General features: G+C 60.6%; 20 protein-coding genes and 2 tRNA genes. 5 read left to right on the forward strand and 17 right to left on the reverse strand.

What is annotated here, in order from left to right; genetic code table 11:
* Positions 1-99 precede the first annotated feature (99 nt).
* The 10 genes from RCI06_RS10910 to RCI06_RS10955 form a co-directional block, all read right to left on the reverse strand.
* Positions 100-570, reverse strand: a complete 471-nt coding sequence (locus RCI06_RS10910) for a hypothetical protein (protein WP_306576089.1) — start codon at positions 568-570, stop codon at positions 100-102.
* Positions 567-6,050, reverse strand: coding sequence for an RHS repeat-associated core domain-containing protein (locus RCI06_RS10915; RefSeq protein ID WP_306576091.1), 5,484 nt, complete (start codon positions 6,048-6,050; stop codon positions 567-569). The genes RCI06_RS10910 and RCI06_RS10915 overlap by 4 nt, the downstream gene beginning before the upstream one ends.
* Positions 6,047-6,613 (reverse strand): hypothetical protein, encoded by a 567-nt coding sequence (locus RCI06_RS10920; protein ID WP_306576093.1) that lies wholly within the window; start codon positions 6,611-6,613, stop codon positions 6,047-6,049. Before RCI06_RS10920 ends, RCI06_RS10915 begins: the two co-directional genes overlap by 4 nt.
* 57 nt (positions 6,614-6,670) lie before the next feature.
* The gene (locus RCI06_RS10925; RefSeq protein WP_101549507.1) at positions 6,671-6,868 is read right to left on the reverse strand and encodes a hypothetical protein; all 198 of its coding nucleotides are present in this window, start codon (positions 6,866-6,868) and stop codon (positions 6,671-6,673) included.
* Between the two features lie 10 nt (positions 6,869-6,878).
* Positions 6,879-8,108 (reverse strand): hypothetical protein, encoded by a 1,230-nt coding sequence (locus tag RCI06_RS10930; protein ID WP_306576095.1) that lies wholly within the window; start codon positions 8,106-8,108, stop codon positions 6,879-6,881.
* Positions 8,109-8,987 (reverse strand): hypothetical protein, encoded by an 879-nt coding sequence (locus RCI06_RS10935; RefSeq protein WP_306576097.1) that lies wholly within the window; start codon positions 8,985-8,987, stop codon positions 8,109-8,111.
* Between the two features lie 24 nt (positions 8,988-9,011).
* Positions 9,012-9,809 carry a hypothetical protein gene (locus tag RCI06_RS10940; RefSeq protein WP_306576098.1) on the reverse strand — a complete coding sequence of 266 codons (798 nt, stop codon included), beginning with the start codon at positions 9,807-9,809 and terminating at the stop codon, positions 9,012-9,014.
* Complete coding sequence (locus RCI06_RS10945) at positions 9,810-10,889, reverse strand: hypothetical protein (RefSeq protein WP_306576100.1); 1,080 nt, start codon at positions 10,887-10,889, stop codon at positions 9,810-9,812.
* Between the two features lie 377 nt (positions 10,890-11,266).
* Positions 11,267-11,343: transfer RNA gene (locus tag RCI06_RS10950), tRNA-Pro, on the reverse strand.
* Between the two features lies 1 nt (position 11,344).
* Positions 11,345-11,418 (reverse strand) — tRNA-Gln (locus RCI06_RS10955).
* 231 nt (positions 11,419-11,649) lie between these two features.
* On the opposite strand from RCI06_RS10955, the gene trxA reads away from it, so the two are divergent.
* The 3 genes from trxA (at position 11,650) to RCI06_RS10970 (ending at position 13,044) form a co-directional block, all read left to right on the forward strand.
* Positions 11,650-11,967, forward strand: coding sequence for a thioredoxin (gene trxA / locus RCI06_RS10960; RefSeq protein WP_101549497.1), 318 nt, complete (start codon positions 11,650-11,652; stop codon positions 11,965-11,967).
* 85 nt (positions 11,968-12,052) lie between these two features.
* The gene (locus RCI06_RS10965) at positions 12,053-12,628 is read left to right on the forward strand and encodes a hypothetical protein (RefSeq protein WP_306576102.1); all 576 of its coding nucleotides are present in this window, start codon (positions 12,053-12,055) and stop codon (positions 12,626-12,628) included.
* 215 nt (positions 12,629-12,843) lie between these two features.
* Positions 12,844-13,044 carry an alpha/beta-type small acid-soluble spore protein gene (locus RCI06_RS10970; RefSeq protein WP_101549493.1) on the forward strand — a complete coding sequence of 67 codons (201 nt, stop codon included), beginning with the start codon at positions 12,844-12,846 and terminating at the stop codon, positions 13,042-13,044.
* Between the two features lie 60 nt (positions 13,045-13,104).
* Here RCI06_RS10970 and RCI06_RS10975 read toward each other — a convergent pair whose 3' ends face one another.
* The 4 genes from RCI06_RS10975 to RCI06_RS10990 form a co-directional block, all read right to left on the reverse strand.
* The gene (locus tag RCI06_RS10975; RefSeq protein WP_306576104.1) at positions 13,105-14,865 is read right to left on the reverse strand and encodes an NFACT family protein; all 1,761 of its coding nucleotides are present in this window, start codon (positions 14,863-14,865) and stop codon (positions 13,105-13,107) included.
* 68 nt (positions 14,866-14,933) lie between these two features.
* Positions 14,934-16,100: an aminotransferase class I/II-fold pyridoxal phosphate-dependent enzyme gene (locus RCI06_RS10980; RefSeq protein ID WP_306576108.1), complete on the reverse strand. Its 1,167-nt coding sequence runs from the start codon at positions 16,098-16,100 to the stop codon at positions 14,934-14,936.
* Complete coding sequence (locus RCI06_RS10985; protein ID WP_101549487.1) at positions 16,100-16,588, reverse strand: Lrp/AsnC family transcriptional regulator; 489 nt, start codon at positions 16,586-16,588, stop codon at positions 16,100-16,102. Before RCI06_RS10985 ends, RCI06_RS10980 begins: the two co-directional genes overlap by 1 nt.
* Before the next feature lie 17 nt (positions 16,589-16,605).
* Positions 16,606-17,424 carry a histidinol-phosphatase HisJ family protein gene (locus RCI06_RS10990; RefSeq protein WP_101549484.1) on the reverse strand — a complete coding sequence of 273 codons (819 nt, stop codon included), beginning with the start codon at positions 17,422-17,424 and terminating at the stop codon, positions 16,606-16,608.
* Between the two features lie 181 nt (positions 17,425-17,605).
* Here RCI06_RS10990 and RCI06_RS10995 point away from each other — a divergent pair, with 181 nt between their 5' ends.
* Both RCI06_RS10995 and RCI06_RS11000 read left to right on the forward strand, forming a co-directional pair.
* Positions 17,606-17,875, forward strand: a complete 270-nt coding sequence (locus tag RCI06_RS10995) for an ACT domain-containing protein (RefSeq protein WP_101549482.1) — start codon at positions 17,606-17,608, stop codon at positions 17,873-17,875.
* A gap of 37 nt (positions 17,876-17,912) precedes the next feature.
* Complete coding sequence (locus RCI06_RS11000) at positions 17,913-19,271, forward strand: PFL family protein (RefSeq protein WP_256152887.1); 1,359 nt, start codon at positions 17,913-17,915, stop codon at positions 19,269-19,271.
* A gap of 137 nt (positions 19,272-19,408) precedes the next feature.
* Here the strand turns inward: RCI06_RS11000 and RCI06_RS11005 are convergent, their stop codons facing one another.
* The 3 genes from RCI06_RS11005 to RCI06_RS11015 form a co-directional block, all read right to left on the reverse strand.
* A complete protein-coding gene (locus RCI06_RS11005) occupies positions 19,409-20,668 on the reverse strand; it encodes a hypothetical protein (protein WP_306576106.1) in 1,260 nt (419 codons plus the stop codon).
* 454 nt (positions 20,669-21,122) lie between these two features.
* Positions 21,123-22,019, reverse strand: a complete 897-nt coding sequence (ispE, locus tag RCI06_RS11010; protein ID WP_172439165.1) for a 4-(cytidine 5'-diphospho)-2-C-methyl-D-erythritol kinase — start codon at positions 22,017-22,019, stop codon at positions 21,123-21,125.
* A 58-nt stretch (positions 22,020-22,077) separates the two neighbouring features.
* Entirely contained in the window at positions 22,078-23,235 is a 1,158-nt protein-coding gene (locus tag RCI06_RS11015; protein ID WP_276871019.1) for a DUF362 domain-containing protein, read from the reverse strand.
* Positions 23,236-23,564: the final 329 nt, after the last annotated feature.

A 23,564-nucleotide genomic window follows, 5' to 3' on the forward strand; every position in this document is an offset into this window, starting at 1 on the left:
ACGATGTTCTGCCCGTCCCACAGGTGGGTGACGCCCGTCGCGTCCGCGCCGCTCCTGCAGATATGGCCGGACCTTGTGGTCCGGCCATATCCTTACGGGTTATTCCCCGCCCTCATAGTCCTCGATCTTTGTAAAGATAATTTCCGGTATGCCGGTTTGTTCTTCCCACCAGCCTATGACTTTGTAACGAAGTTGTTTATCATCAAATCGATACGACCCGAAAAAGTATGCCTTGTCGTAGACTGCAGGATACTCAGCGGCATTATAAATATAAAATTCTTTTGCGTGATTGGAAAAAAGAATGAGGATATCCGTCTCCATTCCGTCAATAACATAAATCCCTGTATAAACTTTGCGCTCATATTCTATCGGTTTTGTAGGATCAATGGCTTCTATCGGCGGTTGTGTAATCTTGATTGCTATCGGTTCCGTGATGTTAAGCGTAAGTCCAAGCGTTTTGTTTTGCCATACCCCGTATGGCAACGTCCCTCTGGTACTGATACCGCAAGCGGGCAGCAGACTGGTTATCATCAGCGTGACCAAAATTAATGTACCTAACCGTTTTTTCATTTTCTCTCCCTCTTTCTGATTGTCATGAAGGACATCGCTGTTCTCCGGTGCTTTTTAAGCCAAGCGTCGATAGATTTGAACGGATCATCCGCCGAGTCGTTATAAGCCTGGAGCTGTCCATCTACGCGGCCAATGGCCACATAATGCATCTGCATCGAACCTGAATACTTATACATCAGGATGCCCACCGTAGCGTCCCCCATTGCTTCATCCAGATTTTTGGGGAAATAAGCGTTGGTGACATCATATCCGGCATCCTCGAAGTAAGACTCCACCGCCTGCGGATAGACTCCCATCTCACCTCTGGCCACCGTTCCTCCCGTCGACTCATAATGCAAAATAATGTTTGCCGGCTCCTTCGGGTCATCCAAAAGCCGAAGCGCGTTATAGGTGGCTACCCATCCGCATCCGTTGTAGCTTCCCTCACGGTAGCCCATCCTCGTCACTGCCGCCGACCCGGACTCCTGATCCGTGATCAACGGATCATAGGTCAATTGTTTGTTGTAAAGATAATTCGTAACCATTTTGTCCGGCGTCAACAGGCTCGCGACCCGATCCAGCCCCTGGAATCTCGTTTGTTCAACATTGGCCGTAAAGTTTACGCCGCCTTGAATGACCTGATCCACCGCATTTCGTACAGCATATTGCGCGGAATCAATTTTGTTTTGCACCGACTGCATTAACTTGTTGAACTGCTCTTCTACATACTGCTGACCCAGCGCCTGCAGTTCCACCGGCGATGCGGCATTGCCCGTTAAATCCATATAGGCAACCGGGTTTCCGTTTCCGTAAGCGTACCAGTTGAAGCCCGCCCTGGCTGAATCTTCGGCGGTAAACCTGCCGGTCCTCGGGTCGTAGCTTCTCGCGCGCAGGTAGTAACCGCCCGTCTCACGGTCGAAGTATTCCCCGCAGTAGCGGAAGGGGTTCACATCCAGCGGCTCCGGATTCTCTTCGTTGCCAAAGGCGTCGTACCGGTAGTTCTTCAGCAGGTTGCCCAGCGCGTCCGTCCGCTGCACCACGTCCCCGTGGGCGTTGTGGAGGTAGTACTGGAGCGCGCCGTCTTGCTCGCGGGCGATCAGGTTTGCGCCGCGCAGATACCTCGCCACCACATTTCCCGTCGCGCCGATCTCCGCCACGATGTTCTGCCCGTCCCACAGGTGGGTGACGCCCGTCGCGTCCGCGCCGCTCCCGTAGGTCTTGCCGCAGCGAAGCCCGTCCGGCCGGTAGGCATAGGCCGTTCGCTCGCCGTCCGCGTAGAGGGATACCATCTGGTTAAATCCATTATACCCTCTTATTTCCAGCGTGGCAAGTTCCCTGCGGAAGCCGTTCGGCACATAGCCCACTCGCGGAACCGTCCCGTCGTCCGGACCGGTCCTGCTCCATTCCCGGTACACCTGGTTGCCGTTGCCGTCATAGCGGTAACGGTAGGTCTCCACCGTGTCCTTCTCCCGCTTTTCCTCGGTCAGCAGCCAGTTGTTCGGGTGGTAGCCATAGGTGGTCGTGTAGGTCTCGCCGCCTGTCACCGTCATGCTGGAGCGGTTGGAGAAGCGGTCGTAGGCGTAGACAATCGTATTGCCCTCCGCCTCGCTCTCCCGCGCGAGCCTGCCCATGCCGTCATAGACGTAGTCCGTCACCTTGCCGTCCGCCTCTGTCTTGCTCTTCTGGTTGCCGTCGAGATAATAGGTATACCTGTAGGAGGACACGACGGTGTCTCCGCGCCTGTTGACGAGCGAGATCACGAGGTTTGCGGCGTTGTAGGCATACGCCGTCGTGAGGCCGCTCTCGGGGTATTCCAGCGAGATCCGGTTTCCGTTGTCGTCGTAGGCATACCGTGCGATCACCGCCTCCCCCTTCTTCACCTCCGCCAGCCGGTTGAGGCTGTCATAGGTATAGCCGAGAGAGATTTCCGCCGTGCCGTTCCGTGTGAGGGTAAAGCTTGTGCGGTTGCCCGCCGCGTCGTAGGCGAAGCTCTTGACGACGCCGTCCGATTCCGCCTGTTCCACGAGTCTGCCCCGCGCGTCGTAGCGGTAGGTCACCGCCAGCGTACCGTTCGAGTCGGACAGCTTCTGGTTCGTCTTGGTATAGCCGTGGGCGATGCTCTCAGGGACGCCATCCACCGTCACCGTCTCGGAGAGGACGCGGTCCAGCGCGTCATAGGCATAGACGGTCGTGTTCTTATTGCGGTCCGTCTTGCTCACGAGCCGTCCCACCGCGTCATAGACGCAGGTCTCCACAAGGTAGAGCGGATCGTCCGCCGGCAGCGCGTTGCTGCGCGGGTCCACCATTTTGACGACCTTGCCGAAGCGGTTATATTCGCAGGTGGTCTTTGCCGCGCCGTCCGGGGAATCGCCGAGCATGCCGGTGTACACCGCGACCTTGTTGCCCGCGGCGTCGTATTCGTACCGCGTGCGGTTTTCGCTCCCGTCCGCCTCGAAGAGGATCGTATCCGTGACGCGGTCCCGATTGTCGTAGCGGTATTCGGTCTTCCGCCACGCCTCCGGTTCGTCCGGCGCGCCGCACAGCACCTCCTGCCGGAGGACGTTGCCCGCAGCGTCATAGAAGTACCGCGAAACCGCGCGGGCGCCCCCCTCGAACGGCGCTTCCTGCCGGATGAGGCGTCCCGCCGCGTCGTAGTGAAACAGCGTGGCTTTTCCCTTGGGATCGGTCGTGGAGACCTTGTTCCCGAGCGCGTCGTAGGCCGTGAGGGATGACTTGCCCGCCGCGTTCGTCTCCTTTGTCACACGGCCCGCGTGGTCGTATTCCCATCTCGAGACGTTCCCGTTGGGATCGATCGTGGAGACTTTGTTGCCCAGCTTATCATAGCCGTGGACGACGACGGAATCCGCCGTCCCCTTCACGCGCTCTTCCACCACACGGCCGAGCTGGTCGCTGGTCGTCTGCGTGACGACGGAAGGCGCGGCGGCGTCCCCGTCGACCGTTTTGGTCACGCGGGAATACCTGCTCTCCACGACGGGTTCATAGACGGCGGTCTCTTTATAGAGCTCCTTGCCCGCCGCGTCCGTCAACGTCCTGGAGATCACGTTGTCGTAGAGATCGTAGACCTGCGCGGTGCGGTTCTTGACCGTGCCGTCCCCGCCGTATGCCGTCTGTTCCGTCAGGCGCTCCAGATGGTCGTATGTAAACGAGGCAACGGGAATCTCCATCTCCCCGTCCAGCAGGGACTCCCGTTCGATCTGGCCGAGCGGCGTATACTGGAGCCGCGAACGGTTTCCCGCCTCGTCCGCGGTGGTGATGCGATTGTTGGCGTCGTCGTATTCGGCGGTGCGGAAGGTCCCATCCGGGTTCGTTTCCTTCACCTTGCGGCTGAGACCGTCGTATTCCACCGTGGAGGTATGGCCGTTTCCGTCCGTCGCGGAGGTCTGGCGGCCGTACCAATCGAACGCTGCCGTCTGTTTGATGGTGCCTGCCGCATCAGCAGTATCCGTGGGAGCGATCAGGTTGCCGTTTGCGTCCTTCACGCCGAGGAGCCGTACCTCGATGGGCTCGGGGGAGTAGGGGCCGTAGACGTACTCGGTGACGGCGCAGTCCTCCGTGGTATCCAGCGGGTCGCCGTAATACCGTTTCTCCCGGATCAGACGATTCTGTCCGTCATATTCATAGGCGGCGCGCTCCTTGAGAACGTCGCCGTCATAGACCCGCTTCTCGGCCGCGAGCTTTTTGTCGCTTGTAAGCGTGTACGCCTCCCGGATCGTGCCGGAGGTGTTCGTCGTAACCCTCCCGGTCATGAGGCTGTAGGAGAGATCGTAGGTCGAGGAGACGTTCTGGTTGTTGGCGGCGTCCTGCGGATAGTTCTCCGTATATGCGGTGACATTGTCCTTAGAGTCGTAGGCCCAGGTCATCGTCTTGCTCCGGGCGCCGCCGCCCTGCGGATCGTAAACCGTATCCGTCTCCGAGACGGGCAACTTGCGCTTGCCGCGGTTTTCAAATTCGTACCTGATCTCCCGCCTGCCCACGAGTCTGGCCGCACCGGAGATGATGTGGTAGGTCTCCTCCGTGGAAAGCATGCCGTGCTTGCTTTCAAAGCTGCTGACCACCCTTTTTTCGGCAACGCCGCCCTTGAGGTATTCCACCGTCGCGGTCTTGGTATAATCGGCCCCGAAGCCGTTCCTGCCAACCTTCTTGACCTGTTTATCCGTCAGGTCCAGTTCGCCCACCGCAAAGCTGTATGTTTCCTCGTGTATTGCGGCGTTCCGGTCGGCCGGGTCCGGGAAATCCCTGCGCGCCTGTACCGCGAAGCTGTAGACCGTGCCGTGCATGCAGCTCGGAAGATCACGGCTGATCCCCTGATAGGTATATTCCGTCCGCGCGCCCGAGGGGTGCCGGATAGCCGTCAGGAGTTGATAGGTGATATCGACGCCGTCGTCCGCCGACTGGCTCGACTTCAGGAACAACCGGGTATTCCCGATCTTCGGGGTGTACTCGTAGGCCGTGACGCGCTCGCTGCCCTCCCTGATGACGGCGCGCGCATCCATGAGCCGGTTGTCCTGCACCGTATACTTGCAGAGGATATCCCCCGTATCCTCCTGCTGCCAGTAGAAGGTCTTCGCATTGCCTGAGACGGTCTCTTTCAGATTGAGAACACGCCCCATGGTGTCGGTGATCCGGCTCAGGCGGCCGCCCGTGTAGCCGAAGGAGATCCGGTTTCCGAACTTATCCTCCATATACTGGAGCCGGATATCCTCCTCGGTGCCGGAGAAAACGTCCTTGCGGCCGTTCCGGTGGGTTACCACCGTCTGGCTGGCCGAATAAGAGAACGTAATGTCCTTTTCCTCGTAGTCCTCAAACTCCCAGACGTCTTTGTCATAGTTGCGGGCGATGGTGATGGAGCGCCCGTCGTCGAGGTGCAGGTACATGGTGCCGCGCAGTCCTTCCTGAATCTCCATGATTTCTGTGGGCGCGCTGTATTCGATGGAGGGGAAATTGAACCGCCAGCCGTTTCCCAGGCCGTAGAGCTTGAGGAAGTGGTCGTTTGCGCGGGCGATGGTTTTCAGGCGCTTACCCTTCAAGTTTTCAATATAGTAATCGTCTTTCGAGAAGTCGTTGCTCTCCCGCTGTTCGTCGACTGCGCTCGTGCTTTTGAAATACATGTAGCGCATGCGCAGCTCCGTATATTGCCGGACGTCCTGGCCGTACCAGCTTCCGCTGGTTTTTTCCGGGATGGCGTACTGGGCGCCCGAAGCGGTGGAATCGTAGGACCGCACCACGTCGAGGTCGAAGCCGTTTAAGCCCGGCAGGTGGACGTCCGTGTAAGAGAGCTGCAGGGCGCCGCTGTTGAGGGAAACGGTTTCGTTGCCTTTATAGGCGATGTGGTAGGGCGCCTCCACGTACTCGCGGGGGATCGCGTCGATGTATTCGGCGCGGTCGCTTGCGGCCACAGCCATTGGAACGGCCGCTTCCTGTGCGCCCGTTTCCTCCGTAAGCTCCATGTTCAGGCTGCCGTTGTCTTCATAGGTTGTCATAATGTCCCTCCTTTAAGGGCAAAGGTCAGTTCTCCGGCTTTTTTCGCGTGGAACCCCAGCAGGGTGATGATTCCCGTCCACGGCTCTTCCGGCGCGATGGGGAGATGCAGCTTGAGCTCCCCGTTTTCATGCGAGGCCGTCTCCGGGAGCAGGGGTTTGTTCACCGCGAGGCCGACGTCCTCCTGCGGGAAGCCCTCCCAGGATACCGCGGCGGGATCGTATACGATGACGAAGGTGATTCCCTGCGCCGCGGGCGCGTTCAGGGCGTTGACCTGCAAAACGAGTGCCTCTCCTTCTGCCACGGATACGGTGAGTGAATCCGCCCAGTTGCCGCCGGGGATGAGCTCCTGCCATTCCTGCCAGGTCGGCTGCTTGTCCGTCAGCATCTGCCAGTCCAGTTTTGCCTTTTCAATGTCCTCCCAGGTGTACCCCGCATCCGGGTCCGGTTCCGGACGGGGCTGGCAGACTTCCAGTTCCGCCCAGCTCCTTCCCGATAAAGCAAGCTCGCTCCATGTAAATGCGCATTGTTCCCAGGTGCATCCGTCCGTTTTTTGCGGGCTCATATTCTGTCTCCTTTCAAGGGGAGCCGTCCATGGGGACGGCTCCCGGTCAACTTGTCCCTATTCCCGCGGAGCTTCGCTTTCCCCGATGAACGCCTTCACATCGTCTTCGCTGCCGACCAGGTTATAACGGATTTCTCCGTCCACCTCAATGAACCAAAGCGGCTTGTCCTTTGTCCATCCGAAGGCTTGAATGATCGTTTCCGGAGCGGCGCCGTTTACCGTCTGCGTCCCATCAAACTTAAAGTATGTATACATTCTTTTTACCTCAATTCTCGATCAGCAGATATTTGTCCGTCTGGTTGTTGTCATACTCGCCGATGTGGATTTCAATGTCGGCGGCCGCTTCCTGCTGTCCGGCGGTGATCTCCAAAGTGCTGCCGTCAGGCTTATGCAGTGTGATCGGGTCCGGAGCGCTGTATTTCTGCCCCTTAAAAATTTTCCACACCAGAGGGCCGTCCGGTTTTACAGTCAAGTCGTAATCCAACGAGAACAGCCGCTGGCCGTCGCAGTACCACATCTTTCCATCGCAGTAGTTGCATCCATAGGCCTGCACGGCCGGATAGTTCCCGCTGTTGGAAACCGGGACCGCTCCAAACAGGCTCTCATCGCTGGTCTCTCCCGTGAACAGATCGAAGGTAAAGAGCTTGCTCCCCTGCAGGCCGAATACTTTGTCATCGGTCTGCACGATTGTTGCGCTGGAGCCATGGCCGTCCGTGTTTCCGCGCAATTGCGTATAGATCGTTTCTGTTGTATTAAAAACCCCTCCGCTGGGGGACGCGTTTCTGGAGGTGGTAAAGCTCCAAGGCGCTCCGGAAGAACGTCCCATATTGCTGACAAATTTGACTGTATCCTCGTTAAAGTCGATTAAACAGCCTTTCCCCGAATTATTTGATGCTTTGCAGAAATCCGGGTTTCGATTGAGCAATGTCCAAGTATTGGAGGCCACATCATACACAGCTAATTCGTAGCCATTTAAAGCCGTATTGTTAGGATAGTACCGAATAGGAATCGCTGCATAAATCTTGTTATAAGCGCGGTCATAGCGCATGACAGGTAAGATATTCGCCGCCTGATTATAATAATTGTTTAATCCATAAGGAGGTGCGCTCAATTTAGTGACCTGACCGGACTCCAAATCCAACACGCTGAAGAAGAGTGTGTATCCGGAGAGCAGGAAGGCTCGCTTATCGACAATGATCTGTACAAAGCGAGTGTTTTCGTCGTAGTTTCCCATCATACGAATGTTATCCCCTTGCGTTTTGGTGCTACGATGATACGTTAACAGCGTGTTCTTCACCTGAACATATACGGTATCACCCCAAGTCAGCGACATATTGTAGCCGTAGCTGGTCCATCCCGTCAGGTTCATGGTCAGCTCCTGCATAAAACTGGAGGACTGCCCGCTCAGCGTACTGCGCGGAAGTTTCACCTGCTGCATCATATGTCCTACGCCGTTTCCGCCCCGGCTCCCAACAAAATTGCTCCACGTATCCATTTACATATCCACCTTTCTGATTTCAATCTGTGCAACAAGGTCCGCGGTGGGCGCAGCCTTCAATGCGTATGCGGTTGCGGCGCCACCGTTGTTGCGCAGAATGATCACGCTGCCGTCTGCTTCGAGCTGATTCAGATATGCCGCTGGGAAGGTCATTTCCAGGACGGTTCCGTCAACAATCCGGCTGTCGGAAACGGGCTGTGTCCACCAACCCTGATCCGGATCTTCCGTCCAGTCCGCCACGCCGAGCGTCACCGTAACGATCTGAGATGCGCCCGGTTCGCCTTTCGGTCCCTGGGGGCCCGCTTCACCGCGCGGTCCTGTTTCTCCTCGCGGGCCCGCAGGTCCGACCGGGCCTTGAACTCCCTGAACTCCCTGAGGGCCCGCTTTGCCTTCCGGTCCCTGCGGACCGGCTTCACCCTGTGGGCCCTGCGGCCCCTGCAAAGCGCCTACGCTAACCCATGCGTTCTGGTCCGCGGACCAGATATAGATCTCATTTTCCGCGGCAGTCCCCACCGCATATGCTTCACCGCTGCCGCCTGTGACGTGGGCCTGTGAAAGCGCCTCCACGGCAGCGAACAGCCCGAGGATCTTCAGCCCCGCGCCCGGTTCCCCCTGTGGGCCTTCCGGGCCGGCGGGCCCCTTGATCCCCTGCGGGCCGGTTTCTCCCTGCGCCCGCTGGTTGGATCTGGAGTAATCCTTCAGCTTCTGATCCCAGATATACCAGTAGCCGTCCGCACCGATGTAAGGCGTCCTGGTCAGATGGCCCACCATCGCGTCCAGCAACTGGTTATCGCGATTAAAGTCGGCCATATCGGGTTTGTCGGTCTCGACCCACTGGTTTAGACCGGTGTTCGGGAATTTATTTGTACTTGCCATTTTTGTCCCCCTTTAAATCTAAATTTAATTTACCCCTTTTTCTATAATGACCACACCTGGAGTGCCTTTCGATCGGGCACCCCCGTTTCCGGACGCGTCGTTGTTATATGATCTTCCGCCGCCCCCGCTTCCGCTTCCATAAAGGACCATCGCTGGGCCAACAATAAACTCCGGATAAGCACTTGCATCTGCACCTGCTGAACCGTGCGTATCACCAGCATACCCGCCGGATCCCCCGCTGAATGTAGCCGTGTAAGGTTCGGAGACGTATGGGCAGTTCAAAGCAGGCAATCTCGAACCGCCCGCACCGCCGCCTGCATGGGGACGATTGCTGATATAATTGCCGCCGCAATTTCCGCCTTTTGCACCACCGTTTAAGCCATCACTTCCATTATCACCGCTCGCCGAACTTCTCCCTGTGCCACCGGAGGTTCCGGCATAACCACTCTCATTGGAGACGTTTCCTCCTTCAGCAACACCGGCAATTCCTCCACTTTGCCCCGTCGGGGTCGTTCCCGCCGTTGCCGATAAGTAGGACCCGAAGGAACTGAGAGCATCATTTACCGTGATCGGTACTTCTTCATCTGCCTTTAAATACAGTAACGAGCAGGCAATTCCTCCTGTCCCTCCGCTACCTCCACCATGAGCGCCGGAACCACTCGCTCCGTCTCCACTTTTGCCTACTGCAAAAATCCGGTACCAGCCGCTCTCAAACACGATGAAAGTACCGTCCGTTGTATATGCCTGATGGAACACCCAATTATCCGGCGTTTTTCTTTTTTCATTAAAACCTCCGCGGCGCACAATAAAGCACTGACCCATCTATTCCACCACCTTCAGCTGAATGTTAAGCGGTACACTTGGCCTATCATCCAAACAACGCACTTTAATTATTCCGTCCCCAGTGGTAATGCTGGAAACCAGTGCCCACGACGCCTCCTCAGAACGGGCTGTCTCGGGATCCGCCGACAGGATAATATCCGCAATAGGCGTCATTCCCTCAACGATACCCTGAATCGGAACATCCTGGGTGTACGGGGGAGTATCGCCTAACCAGTCCGACGGTACATGGGACAGCAGCCCTGTAAAAAGGGTGGTACTGGCCTTCCCATTCCAGTCGTTTTTTTCTCCTGGACTCACGAACTTGCGCCCATCGGTCTCCGGGATGTCATCCGCCGTCAGGGAGATCGTGCCGCCCGCATCAGGCGTTTTCCCATTGATTGCGGCGGGGTCCCCTTTGGGGCCCTGCGGTCCAGTCGGCCCCTGAACACCTTGTTCGCCTTTCGGCCCCGGTTCACCAGTCGGACCGATCGCACCCTGAGGTCCGGCAACACCCTGCGGGCCCTGTTCACCCTGCAAGCCCTGCGGGCCCTGCAATACGCCGATGTCCTTCCACACGTTTTCGTCAGACCAGATATAGATGCGGTTGTCCGCCGCGGTCCCAACCGCATAGGCGTCGCCTGCCGTACCGACTGGGTGCGCTCCGGTAAGCGCCGCCGCCGTCTCAAAGAGCCCCAGCACCCGGAACCCCGCGCCGGTGTCTCCCTTTACGCCGGTATCGCCCTTCGGGCCCCGCGGCCCCTGTTCTCCCTTCGGGCCCTGCGGGCCGATTTCACCGCGCGCTTTGGTTTCACTCTTGACGTACTCGGCGACGTCGGTGTCCCACACATACCAGTAGCCGTCCGCGCCGACATAGGGTGTCTTTTTGAGGTGTCCCACAAGCCCGTCGATAATCTCGTTGTCGCGGTTGAAATCCTCCATCACCGGCCGATCGCTTGCCACCCATTGGTTTAAATCCGAATTTGGCAGTTTGTTTGTGCTTGACATGAAATTTCCTCCCTTTATGCTGTATTGTTTATAGAAACCCGCCATCCCACCCTGAAATTGCTTTTCTCTCTTCACCCCCTCCTAAGCCGCCTCTTTTTAAAAGTTCGCTTTTTAAGAAACATACGTTCTATATGCTTTCATTGTATCAGTCCGCCCGTCCAATTATCCGGTCTAGCGGGCGAAATTTTGTCTTGACAATTTCCAGGATTCAGGCTTATAAGGCCATGCGATAACCAAAAAAGCGGCCGAAAGCAAACCTGCTCCGTGCCGCTTACTTTTTAATAAAAAAGGCCATCGGCTCAGGCTTGAGTCGATGGCCCTATGGCAAAGGAGTCCTGACCACGCACGCGGGCGGTCCGCTGTTCCATTCTGTGTCTCTTATCTGTGGATGATGTCCACAGCATTCCGCATAAATAGAAAAAGACCGCCGACAAAAGTCGGCGGTCTTTTGATGGTCGAGGTGACAAGACTTGAACTTGCGGCCTCTGCGTCCCGAACGCAGCGCTCTACCAAACTGAGCCACACCTCGATGGCTGCCCGACTAGGATTCGAACCCAGACAAACAGAGTCAGAGTCTGTCGTGCTACCTTTACACAATCGGGCAATATGCACAAGTCACGACTTATATTATATCGCACATCTCGAAAAAGTCAAGTCCTCTGCCGATATTTTTGGAAAAATGTTGGTGCATGGCGGGGAACGGATTGGGAAAGATACGACGGAAGGGCATTTTCAAAAAAACACCGTCCCGTGGGGAAAATGTCCGCAAAAGACTTGATGAGATTTTTGATCCGTGTATAATAGGGATAAGAAAACAATCTGGGAGGCTTTATAGATGTCTGTGGTTCATTTTTCAAAGGATACCTTCGATACCGAAGCGCTCGGCGCCGCCGGACCCGTGCTGGTTGATTTTTGGGCGCCGTGGTGCGGACCCTGCAAGATGCTCGGCCCCATCATCGAACAGCTCGGCGACGAGATGGACGGCAAGGCCGTCATCGGCAAGGTGGATATCGACGAGGAGCCCGATCTCGCGGCCCGCTACGGCGTCATGTCCATCCCCACCGTCATCCTCTTCAAAAACGGCGAGGAGGCGGCCCGCATGGTCGGCCTCCAGTCCAAACAGGCGCTTGTCCGGATGATCGAAGAGGCGTAACACCGTAAAGTTTTTTTAAATCCCCCGCTCAGCGGGGGATTTTCTTTTCCCCCGAGGGGAAACTATCCGCAGAATACAAAATTTTGTGGATTGGCGGGTGGTGCCGATGGTGGTCGTCACTGCGGGCGGCCCCGGCAGGCGTCTGCGGGAGCTGCTGCGCACAGGCGGCGCGCTTTCGATGCTCTGCGCGGATACCGACAGGGCCGCGTTCTCAGGGGACGGCCCCGATATCGTCTTTCTCTCCCAGCGGGCCTTTTTCCAGATCGCGTGTGAAAACGCCGCGTTCATCGTCCGCAGGAAGGGCGAGCTGCCGCGGGAGTTCTCCTGCAAAAACGCCGTCGCGATCATCGACAGCGCCGACCCCGCGGTGCTTTCCGCCGTGGCCGGGCGCAGGCTCCTCGCCGTCACCTGCGGGCTCGGCACCTCCGACACCCTCACCCTCTCCTCCTTCACGGTGGACAGCGCGGTGATCTCCCTCCAGCGCCAGCTCACCGCCTTTGACGGGACCCCGGTGGAGCCCTTTGAACTGCCCGTCTCCTTCTCGGGAAAGCTCGAACCGTTCGAGCTGCTGGCCGCCGCCGCGATCTTCTGCCTTATGGGAAAGCAGAATCCGCTGGCCGCCGCGCCCCTCTGGCGCATCCCGCCCGGCCCGCGGCCTTAAAAACAGACGCATGGCGTCTGTTTTTGCATATCCGCCCCAGGGGGCGGATATGCGCGCAAGGCCGCGGCCCCGGCCGGGGCGCGCCTCCTGCAAAAAGCGGCGGAATCTGGATTGCCGCGCAGGATTTGGCAGTTATAATCATTCCGCACGCGCTCATACTATTACTGCAAACGCAAGAAACATTCTTCAGAAAAATTTAAGGAGTGTATTTTAACATGTCTAACAATTCTTCCAACAATCCTGTTGTCCCGCAGGCTCGTGAAGCCCTCGATAAGTTCAAGATGGAAGCTGCCCGCGAAGTCGGCGTCAACCTCAAGCAGGGTTACAACGGCGACCTGACCTCCCGTGAAGCCGGTTCTGTCGGCGGCCAGATGGTCAAAAAGATGATCGAAGCGTACGAGAACTCCATGAAGTAAGTTTCCCCTTTTGGGTATGAAAAACGGACAGGCAGCCGCCTGTCCGTTTTTTGTCGTCTTTTACCGGCCCTGCAAAAGCCGCGCCGCCAGCTCGAGGTCGGGCGCGACCACGGCAGTCTGGTAGGGCTCGTAGAGCACGAGTCCCGGCTTGCCCGCCGGGTGCTTGCGCACGTTGCGGATTTCGGTGTAGTCGACCGCCACCTTGCCCGATTCCCGCGCCTTGGAATTGCAGGCCGCGATGACCGCCGCCTGTTCAATCGTGCGGTCGGGAGGCGTTTTCCCCTCCGTCACGACCACCACATGGGAGCCGGGGATCTTCTGGGTGTGCAGCCAGAGGTCGCCGTTGCGGCTGTCCTTCAGGGTGAGCCGGTCGTTTTGCAGGTTGTTGCGCCCGCAGAGGATGGTGAACCCGTCGTCCGAACGGTATTTGAGCGGCGGGAGCTTCTCCTCCTTCATGCCGCGTCTGGGGGCGCGGCGGAGATAGCCCTGCCCGGCCAGCTCGTCGCGGATGGCGTTCAGCTCGCTCTCGAGCGAGGCGCGCGCCAGCTCGTCGAACACCGTGTCGAAATAGCCGAGCTCCGCCTCCCCCTGCGCGATCAGCGCGCGCAGCTTCTTTTCGGCGGTGTCCGCCTTGCGGTAGCGCGCGTAGTAGCGCTGGGCGTTCTGGCTCGGGGTCAGCATCGGGTCAAGCGGAATCCTGACCTTCGGCGCGCCCTCCTCGTAATAGTTTTCCAGCTCCGCGAAGGGCATCCCCTTTTCGAGCGCGTAGAGGTTCGAGTTGATGAGGTCGCCGTAGATTTTCAGCTTCTCCCGCTCGGTCGACGCCCGCAGCTCCTCCCGCTGGGCGGCCAGCTTGCGCGCCGTCCGGTCGCTGAGGTTAACCAGCAGCTTCAGGAGGTCCGCGCCCCGCTGATGCATCCGGTCGATGCGGTCCCGCTCGCTGTAAAAGCTGTCGAGCAGCGCGCTGTAGCTGTCGTATTCCCGGCAGACGAGGGCGTGCCCGTACTGGTTCAGGTCGAGGTAGGAGAAGTCCTTGGGCTTTCCCGTGCCGTCGACGAGCATTGTCGGTCGCGCGCCGCCGGAATTCAGCCGGTCGGAGAGCTGGGCGAGGTAGAATTTAAGCCGCGTCTCCCGTTCGCCGTCCAGCTGGGAGACGAGCGTCTCCTCCCCGCGCGCCGCGTTGTGGGCGATCTCGCGGCAGACGAGCGGGCTCATCCCTTCGAGCGCGCCGAGCAGCGCCTTGGAGAGCTCGGCGTCCTTCCCCGCGCGCAGCCGCGCGACGATTTCGGACGGGGCCGCCGTATAGATGTTCAGCCGGTCCTGTGCCGGCACATGGGTATACGCCATGCCGGGCAGCACCGGGCGCACGCTGCTCATCTCGTCGCTCACCCGCTTGACCGCGTCGACGACGCGCCCGTCGGGCCCGACGAGGATGATGTTGCTGTGCCGCCCCATGATCTCGACGGCGAGCGTCAAAACGACCCGGTCGCCCAACTCGTTCGCCGTTTCAAAATGCAGGTGCAGCACGCGGTCGAGCCCTGCCTGGGTGATGCTGACGAGCTTCGCGCCGGTCAGGTGCTTGCGCATCAGCATGCAGAACATCGGCGGGGATTTGGGGTTGTCCTGCGGCAGGGTGGTAAAATGCAGCCGCGGGTTGGAGGCCGACGCGGAGACGAGCAGCTTGTGGTTGCCCGCCTGCGCGCGCATGGCGATGACGATCGTCTCGCGCGCGGGCTGGTGGATCTTGTCCACCCGTCCGCCGACGATCCGGTCCTCGATCTCCCGCTTGAGCTGGCTTAAAAAGACGCCGTCCAACGGCATGGTCCTCACGCTCCAATTTCAAAAAGAAACTTCCGCCCGCTCCACAGCGGGCGGAAGATGTGGTTAGGTTACAGGGTTTTGAGGAACCGCTCGATCCGTTTGAGCGCCTCCAGTAAATGATTGACCGAATAGGAGTAGGAAATGCGCACGAAGCCCTCCCCGCTCTCGCCGAACGCGTCGCCGGGGATGACCGCCACATGCTCGGCGGCCAGCAGCTTTTCGCAGAATTCGCCGCTTGCCATGCCGGTCTCCCGGATGCTCGGGAAGACGTAGAATGCGCCCTCCGGCTCAAAGCAGCGCAGGCCCATCCGGTTGAGCCCGTCCACCAGCAGGCGGCGGCGCATGTCGTAGGAATCGCGCATCTCCTCGATATCGCCGTCGCAGTTTTTGAGCGCCTCAACGGCGGCGTACTGGCTCGTCGTGGGCGCGCACATGATCGCGAACTGGTGCACCTTGGTCATCTGGGCGATCACGGGGGCCGGGCCCACCGCGTAGCCGAGCCGCCAGCCGGTCATCGCGTAGCTCTTGGAAAAGCCGTTGACGATGACCGTGCGCTCCTTCATCCCGTTGATCTCCGCGAACGACACGTGGCGTTCGCCGCCGTAGGTGAGCTCGGCGTAGATTTCGTCGGACAGCACCATGATGTCGGTGCCGCGCAGCACCTCGGCGACCGCCTCCAGATGCTCCCGCCGCATGATCCCGCCCGTGGGGTTGTTGGGGAAGGGCAGCACGAGCAGCTTGGTTTTCGGCGTGATCGCGGCGCGCAGCGCCTCGGGCGTCAGGCGGAAGCCGTCCTCCGGCTTTGTGGCGATCGGCACCGGAACGCCGTCGGTCAGCGCGGTGATCGGGGTGTAGCAGACGAAGGAGGGCTCCACCACGAGCACCTCGTCGCCCGGGTTCACCAGCGTGCGGATGGCAAGGTCGATCGCCTCCGAGCCGCCCACCGTGACGAGCACCTCCGTCTTCGCGTCGTACTCAAGGGTGAAGCGGCGGCGCAGGTAGTTGGCGATCTCCTTTTTGAGGGGCGCGAGTCCGGAATTCGCGGTGTACCAGGTGTGTCCGCGCTCGAGGCTCTCAATGCCCGCGCGCCGGATGCTCCAGGGGGTCTTGAAGTCCGGTTCCCCCACGCCCAGCGAGATCACGTCGTCCATCTCGGCCGCGATGTCGAAAAAGCGGCGGATGCCCGACGGCTTCAGCGCGACGGCGCGGCGGGACAGGATTTTGTCGTAGTCCATCACAGGGAGGTTACCTCCCTCTCGTCCTTGACGTCGTCGACCATGAGCAGCCCGCGCTCCTTATACTTTTTCAGCACAAAGTGGGTGCTCGTCGACTGGACGGGTTCGAGCGGCGCGAGCCGATGCGCCACGAAGAGGGCGATGTCCTTGAAGGTCTTGCCGCTGATCGTGAGCGCCAGGTCGTAGCCGCCGCTCATCAGGTAGCAGGTCTCCACCTCGCGGAACTGGGAGATCGTGTAGGCGATCTCCTCAAAGCCCATGCTGCCCTTGGGGATCACCTTGATCTCGATGCGCGCGGACACGAGGTTGCGGTCGGTCTTGTCCCAGTCGATCAGCGCCTTGTAGCCCTTGATGATGCCTTCCTTTTCGAGCGAGGCGACCGCGGACGCGACCTCCTCTTCCCGCGCGCCCAGCATCGCCGCCAGCTGCGCGTTGGTCAGCTTCGCGTCCTCCGCGATCAGTTTCAGCAATTTTTCGGTGTCCAGCATGGTACCCAACTCCTTTGTCAGATGATTTTAAAGGGAAGCGGCTGGCGCTCCTTATAAAACGTGAAGGCCGTAAAGCCCGCGTCGATCAGCATCTGCATGCCCGCGGCGATCCCGTCGCCGATCCGGTCCGCCGCGTGCGCGTCGGAGCCGAGGGTGATGTATTCGCCGCCCAGCTCGCGGTAGCGCTTGACGTACTTGAGCGGCGGCATCGTGTCCCCGAGCTTCTGCCAGAGGCCGGAGGTGTTGATCTCGATGGCGCGGCCGTTGCGCGCGGTCGTCTTCAAAATCGCGTCGATGATGTCGTCGTACCGGGAGAGGTTGACCGGGATCTTGTGCTCGCCGGTGATGTAGCGCACCGGGTAGGTCAGGTGGCCGAGCACGTCGAACTTGTCGAGCTTCGCCACGTCGAGCAGGTAGCGGAAGTACCAGTCGAGGTAGCGGTCGATGTCCCGGGGGCTCCAGTCGCCGAAGTCGCAGTAGTAGATGTCCTCCCCCTGCACCGTGTTGTGCTGGGAGACCATCACCATGTCGAACTTGAAGGAGGCGAGCACCTTGTCGGTCAGCGCCGGGTCATAGAGCACATCGCCCAGCTCGACGCCCGCCATGACGGCCAGCTTGCCGTTGAAGACCCGGCGCGCCTTGGCCGCCTCGAACACCGACTGCCGGATGCGCAGCTCGTACTTTTCCTGCGCCCAGGTGCGCAGCTCGCAGTGGTCGGTGACGCAGATGCCGGAAATATCCTTTTCCACCGCCTTTTCGCACATGAACATGATTGAGTGGTGGCCGTCGTTCGAGTTGTCCGAATGGGTGTGGCTGTCGAATAGATTGATGAACATGAAATCCCCTCGCTTCCGTCGCAGCCCTTCCCCGGGCCGGATGATCGTAAAAACATTTTAATTAAGATAGTATAGCACAAATGCCCGAATTAGTATAGCATTTTTGTAAATTCTGTGCTATACTATCTTATCGTTTAAAAGCTCCGGGCACGCCCGGGAGATTTTTGGGAGGTACGACGATATGCGTGCTGTTTTAACCGTCATCGGCAAGGACCATGTGGGCATCCTTTCCAAAGTCGCCAACCAATGCGCCGAATCCAACGCCAACATCATCGAGGTCACCCAGACCGTCCTGCAGGACCTCTTCTGCATGATCATGATGATCGACATCTCCGAGGTCAACTGCGAGATGTCCGAGCTTGTCTACCAGATGAACCGCCTCGGCGAGGAATCCGGCCTTTCGATCCACGTCATGCACGAGGACGTCTTCAACTCGATGCACAGAATTTAAGGCGCTTCGGGGCCATCGACGAAGGAGAACCACTGCTATGATCAACACCAGCGACGTCCTTGAGACGATCCACATGATCCAGGACCAGAACCTGGACATCCGCACCATCACGATGGGCATTTCCCTACTCGACTGCGCGGACGGGGACCTCTCCCGCTCCTGTGAGAAGGTCTACCAAAAGATCACCCGCTGCGCCCGCGACCTCGTCAAAACGGGCGAGGCGCTCGAGATGGAGTACGGCGTCCCCATCATCAACAAGCGCATCTCCGTCACCCCCATCGCCATGCTCGCGGCCGCGAGCGGCGGCGACCCGGTGCAGTACGCGCTCGCTCTCGAGCGCGCCGCCTGCGAGGTGGGGGTCAACTTCATCGGCGGTTTTTCCGCCCTCGTCCACAAGGGCTTCGCCGCCGGGGACGAGGCGCTGATCAACGCCATCCCCGAGGCGCTCAAGCGCACCGACCACGTCTGCTCGTCGGTCAACATCGGCTCCACCAAGACGGGCATCAACCTCGACGCGGTGCGGATGATGGGCCGGGTGGTCCGGCGCTGCGCCGAGATCACCGCCGACAACAACTGCTTTGCCGCGGCGAAGCTCGTCGTCTTCTGCAACGCGCCGGAGGATAACCCCTTCATGGCGGGCGCCTTCCACGGCGCGGGCGAGCCCGACTGCGTCATCAACGTGGGCGTCTCCGGCCCCGGCGTCGTGCGCGCCGCGCTGGCCGCCGCCCCCGACGACCTCGACATCACCGGCGTGGCCGAGCTCATCAAAAAGACCGCCTTCAAGATCACCCGCATGGGCCAGCTCATCGGCACCGAAGCGAGCCGCCGGCTCGGTGTGCCGTTCGGCATCGTCGACCTCTCCCTCGCGCCGACCCCCGCCGTGGGCGATTCGGTCGCGCACATCATCGAGGAGATCGGCATCGAGAAATGCGGCGGCTGCGGCACCACCGCCGCCCTCGCCCTCTTAAACGACGCGGTCAAAAAGGGCGGCGTCATGGCCTCCTCGTCGGTCGGCGGGCTGTCGGGCGCGTTCATCCCCGTCTCGGAGGACGCCGGCATGATCGACGCGGCCCGCTGCGGCGCGCTCTCGATCGAAAAGCTCGAGGCGATGACCGCCGTCTGCTCGGTCGGCCTCGACATGATCGCCATCCCCGGCGACACCCCCGCCGAGGTGATCGCCGCCATCATCGCGGACGAGGCCGCCATCGGCATGGTCAACTCCAAGACCACCGCCGTGCGCGTCATCCCCGCCGTCGGCCGCAAGGCGGGCGAGGAGCTCGAATTCGGCGGGCTTTTCGGCAGCGGGCCGATCATGAAGGTCAACACCTTCTCCCCCGCCCGTTTCATCAACCGCGGCGGGCGCATCCCCGCGCCGCTCCAGAGCCTCAAAAACTGACAGGCGGGCGTTCCCCGCCCGGATATCAAAACGCCCCGCCTTTTCGCGGGGCGTTTTTGCGCCGCGTGGGGAAAAGGGCCGCCGGAAAACCGGCGGCCCTTTTCAGGATGATGAGAGAGATGTTAGGGGTGGCAAATTTATTTCGCGGCCTTGCGGAAGGCGACCGCGCCCGCGGCGGAGAGGGACAGGACGGCGGCCAGCACCGCGACGTTCACCATGTCGCTCGAGCCGGTGTTCGGGATGTCCTTGCCGTCGCTGACGGTGGAGTCGGCGGTGGCGTCGTCTTCCACGTCCTCAACGTCCCCGTCGTCAGAGGCATAGACGTCGAGCTCGGTGTCCGAGACGATGTAGGTGCCCAGCTGGCGGGTACGGATCGACCAGCCCGGGATCTCCTGATCGTCCTCCGAGTAGGTGAAGGAGGCGGTCACGTCGGTCAGGTAGCCGTCGGAATCCAGCGTGTAGATGTAGCAGTTCTCCGGGTCGGGGGTGTAATCGTCGTCGTCATCCCACGGGATGCCCAGCGTCAGGGTCGCCTTGGAGGTCGCCGGGACGGTCGGGCTGCCGACAAAGTTGTAGAACCACAGGTCGGCGTCGACGGGGTCGCCGTACTCGGCGTAGACGTCGCTCATGTTGGAGGTGGACAGGCGCGCGTAGAACTTGGAGGCGTCGTCGTCCGCGTCAAATTTGAGGGCCGCGCGGTCGTCGCCCCAGATCAGGGTGTTGGTGTCGTTCGCGTCGGGGTCCATGTAGACGCGGTCGCCGACGTCCGGGTTGTCGTCGTTTGTGGCCTTCTCGTTGCTGACCCAGAAGGTGTAGTCAATCGTGACGGTGTCGCCCGACTCCCAGGTGTCGGTCGAGTCGTCCACGTAGGAGGAGGGCTTGCTGCTCTTGCCGCTGTAGCTCGAGAGGTCGGCCTTCGCCTTGAAGGTGATCGTGCCGTCCGTCTTCATCTCGTCGGTGTCGGTCATGTCGTTGAGCACGACCTTCAGGTAGGAGGTGCGCGCGCTGCCCGCCAGCCGCTTATCGGTAACGACGGTGATCGAGCTGATCAGCTTGGAGTTGGTGTCCTTGTCGAGCTTGAATTTGAAATAGTCGGTGTTGGTGATATCCTCGTACACGACGCCGCCCACATTGTCGGTCGGGTCCTCAAAGAGCGGGATATAGAAGGTGGAGCCGGGGGCCACGCGGTCGGGGATCGAGACCGCCAGCGTACCGTCGATCGCGAAGGAGCCGCTGACGGTGATGTCGCCGTTGCCGCTTTCTCCGACGTCCTCGGAATAGTAGCCGTCGGAATCATAGGCTTTGTCGAGGGAGAAGCTGTCCGCCGCGAACGCCGCGACCGAGGCGGCGCTCAGGACGAGCACCGCGGAAAGAAAGAGGGATAGCGCTTTTTTCATGTTGGTTTGTCCTCCTTAAAAAATCGGTTTTGATCGGGACGCGTCCATCCGCATCCACTGGAAAGATTGTACGTCCCGTTTGTGTTACCGGTTTGTAACCACTGTGTTTTTTTCCTGAAATCGCGGTGAAATTTCCCACACATTTTTCCGGCGTGACAGCGAAAGGGCCGCCGGTTCGCGGCGGCCCTTTCGCTGGAGGGATTGGAAAAAACTGATTTTTCTGCGCCCCGGCGCAGTGGAGGAAAACCTCTGAAAAGCCGGCGGCTTTCCCTGCCGGCAAGAAGAGCATACCGCGCCTGTGTGTGCCTTTTTTCGACACGGTGTGAAGAAACGCTGAAATTCCGATGAAATTTTGCGCACAAAACCGGCCGCGTCCCGGCGCGCCCGAACCCTCTAAAACGCCGCAAACCGTTTTCCCGCGAAAAAAGCCGCCTTGTCAGGCGGCTTTTCGGTTTCAGGGCTCCCGGTCCAACAAATCGAGGACGACCGCCCCGTAGGTGACCGCGCGGGAGAGGAAAACCGCTTCCGCGTGGGAATAGAGCCGGCGCATGCAGTGCTTGGCGGGGCCGCGGTCCTCGAAGATGCCGAACACCGCCGAGCCGCTCCCGCTCATCAGCGCGCCGAGCGCGCCCGCCTCGCACATCCGCTCCCGCAGGAAGGGGATCTCAGGCAGGTCGGCGACCTCTTCGAGGACGTTGACCATCCCCCGGGCAAACGCCCTGAGCTCCCCCGCCTCGAGCTGGCGGAGCAGCGCGGGCATATCGGGGCGGCGCTTCACGCCGCGCTCGTCGTAGCGGCGGTAGCTCTCGGGGGTGGACATCCCCGGGCCGGGCTTGGCAATGAGGATATGGCAGGCGGGCAGGGGCGGCAGCGGGGTGAACTCGTTGCCGATCCCCCGCGCGCGCCGGGTGCCGCCCACGATGCAGAAGGGCACGTCCGCGCCCACCTGCACGCCGATTTCACAGAGGGTCCCGCGGTCCGCGCCCGTCCCGAAGAGGGCGTTGAGCCCCACAAGCACCCCGGCCGCGTCCGCGCTGCCCCCCGCGAGGCCCGCCTGCACCGGAATCCGCTTTTGAATATCGATCGAGATGGCCGTGTCCGGCTGGCCGAACCGCTCAAAAAACTTCCGTGCCGCGATGTGGGCGTAGTTCGTCTCGTCGCAGGGGATCATCTGCCGGTCGCAGGATATGTAGATGCCCTTCCCGGACATGCGGGAGATCGTCACCGTATCGCACAGGTCGACCGCCTGCATGATCGTATCGATCGTGTGGTAGCCGTCGGGGCGTTTCCCCGTGACGTCCAAGGCAAGGTTCACCTTACCGGGCGCGTCGACAATCACCGTTTTCTTCATCGCCATCACCTGCCGTTTTTTCTATTGTAACACACTCTTCCTCTTTTTGGGAACCCCTTCAGCGGCCCTTGCTCAAAAACCGGAAGACGGGCACCGACCGGATATCGATCGCCCTGACCGGGCACATCTCGTGGCAGCAGAAGCAGCGGATGCATTTTGCGTAGCCGATCTTCGCCTTGCCGCCCGTCACCGCGATCGTCTTTGCCGGGCAGCTCTCGGCGCACCTGCCGCAGCCGACGCAGTCCCGTTCCCGCACCTTCGGACGCGGGGCAAGGCGCGGCTCCAGCCAGTCGACCGCCTTTGCAAGCGGCCCCGGCAGGCTCCCGCTGAAATTGAGCTTTTTGCTCGCGGGCATGAGGAAATCCTCGATCACCGGCGGCAGCGGGTCCCCGAGCAGTTCCACGCCGGAGACGCCGTCCGGGCAGAGGCCGCGCCGCACCGCTTCCGCGAGCATGGGCACCCGGTCGGGGCCGAGCCCGATCAGCCCCGCCAATACGAGGTCGAGCGCGTAGAGGCCGTCGTATCTCGCGGCGGCGGTCAGTCCCACATGCCGCCGCCTGCCGCCGGTGGGGCCGTCCCCCTCCATCGCGTCGACCGCGTCGGCGACGGTCAGTCCCGGCTTCACGAGCAACGAGAGGTCGACGAGCATCCGCGCGAACTGCTCCCCGTCCGGGAAACGGTAGTGGAGCTGGGGCTTCAAAAGTCCCGGCACACAGCCGAAAAGGTTCTTGACCCCGCAGGAAAGGGTGGTCATGCAGTGGGTCTTGAGCTTGCAGCAGTTGACCACGAAATCCGCGTCCGCGACCGGGTCGATGACGTCGAAGTCGCGGCAGAGGGCCCCCTCCGCGACATGCACGTTCCGCGAGCCCGCCGACAGGTTGAGCGAAGCGCCCGTGCGTCCGGCCACCGCCGCCATCCCCGTCGCCTCATAGGCGGCGGAGAGAATCTGCGGGGTGTAGAGCCCGCCAGGGCTGTCCGCGATCGTGATCCGCCGCGCGCCGCGCGCCTGAAGCTGGCGGACGACCGCCTCGATCACCGCCGGATGGGTCGTGGCGGTGCGTTCAGGCGGGCAGCGCATAATCAGGTTCGGCTTGACCGTCACCCGCGCGTCGGGCGAAAACGCCCCCACTCCGAGCAGCTCAAAGTGGCGGGCAACCGCCCGCTCCACCTCCGCAGGGTCGTAGCTTTCCGTTTTGATCAGGGATACCTGTGGCATGATCTTCTCCTTTTTTGCCGCTCAGGGAGCGGCGCAGATGGGGATTGCCGGGGTCCGCCCCAGCCTGGGCTTTCTTGGGTTTTCCGCCCGAGGGCCGGAGGGCTTTTTCGCGCCTCATAGAGGCGCTCTGAATGAGCCGCCTTCGGCGGCGGGGATTGCCGGGTCCCGCCCCGGCGGCGGTCCTGGATTTGCCGCGCTGCGCCCGGCGGGGTTTTTTCCGCACCCCTTCGGGGCGCTCCAGATGTGCCGCCTGCGGCGGCGGGGATTGCCGGGTCCCGCCCCGGCGGGCGGGCCGACTTCTTGCGCGCCCAAGAAGTCGGCGGAAGAAG

The organism is Anaerotruncus massiliensis (ex Togo et al. 2026), assembly GCF_030825285.1.
Classification (GTDB): Bacteria; Bacillota; Clostridia; order Oscillospirales; family Ruminococcaceae; genus Anaerotruncus; species Anaerotruncus massiliensis.

Bases quoted from the DNA above. Each gene is read 5' to 3' on its own strand.
- RCI06_RS10970 (WP_101549493.1), top strand. From the start codon at position 12,844: ATGTCTAACAATTCTTCCAACAATCCTGTTGTCCCGCAGGCTCGTGAA.
- ispE (WP_172439165.1), bottom strand. From the start codon at position 22,019: ATGAAGAAAACGGTGATTGTCGACGCGCCCGGTAAGGTGAACCTTGCC.
- RCI06_RS11000 (WP_256152887.1), top strand. From the start codon at position 17,913: ATGATCAACACCAGCGACGTCCTTGAGACGATCCACATGATCCAGGAC.
- RCI06_RS10910 (WP_306576089.1), bottom strand. From the start codon at position 570: ATGAAAAAACGGTTAGGTACATTAATTTTGGTCACGCTGATGATAACC.
- RCI06_RS10920 (WP_306576093.1), bottom strand. From the start codon at position 6,613: ATGAGCCCGCAAAAAACGGACGGATGCACCTGGGAACAATGCGCATTT.
- RCI06_RS10985 (WP_101549487.1), bottom strand. From the start codon at position 16,588: ATGCTGGACACCGAAAAATTGCTGAAACTGATCGCGGAGGACGCGAAG.
- RCI06_RS10975 (WP_306576104.1), bottom strand. From the start codon at position 14,865: ATGCCGTTGGACGGCGTCTTTTTAAGCCAGCTCAAGCGGGAGATCGAG.
- RCI06_RS10940 (WP_306576098.1), bottom strand. From the start codon at position 9,809: ATGGGTCAGTGCTTTATTGTGCGCCGCGGAGGTTTTAATGAAAAAAGA.
- RCI06_RS10925 (WP_101549507.1), bottom strand. From the start codon at position 6,868: ATGTATACATACTTTAAGTTTGATGGGACGCAGACGGTAAACGGCGCC.
- RCI06_RS11015 (WP_276871019.1), bottom strand. From the start codon at position 23,235: ATGCCACAGGTATCCCTGATCAAAACGGAAAGCTACGACCCTGCGGAG.
- RCI06_RS10935 (WP_306576097.1), bottom strand. From the start codon at position 8,987: ATGGCAAGTACAAATAAATTCCCGAACACCGGTCTAAACCAGTGGGTC.
- RCI06_RS10930 (WP_306576095.1), bottom strand. From the start codon at position 8,108: ATGGATACGTGGAGCAATTTTGTTGGGAGCCGGGGCGGAAACGGCGTA.
- RCI06_RS10990 (WP_101549484.1), bottom strand. From the start codon at position 17,424: ATGTTCATCAATCTATTCGACAGCCACACCCATTCGGACAACTCGAAC.
- trxA (WP_101549497.1), top strand. From the start codon at position 11,650: ATGTCTGTGGTTCATTTTTCAAAGGATACCTTCGATACCGAAGCGCTC.
- RCI06_RS11005 (WP_306576106.1), bottom strand. From the start codon at position 20,668: ATGAAAAAAGCGCTATCCCTCTTTCTTTCCGCGGTGCTCGTCCTGAGC.
- RCI06_RS10980 (WP_306576108.1), bottom strand. From the start codon at position 16,100: ATGGACTACGACAAAATCCTGTCCCGCCGCGCCGTCGCGCTGAAGCCG.
- RCI06_RS10915 (WP_306576091.1), bottom strand. From the start codon at position 6,050: ATGACAACCTATGAAGACAACGGCAGCCTGAACATGGAGCTTACGGAG.
- RCI06_RS10995 (WP_101549482.1), top strand. From the start codon at position 17,606: ATGCGTGCTGTTTTAACCGTCATCGGCAAGGACCATGTGGGCATCCTT.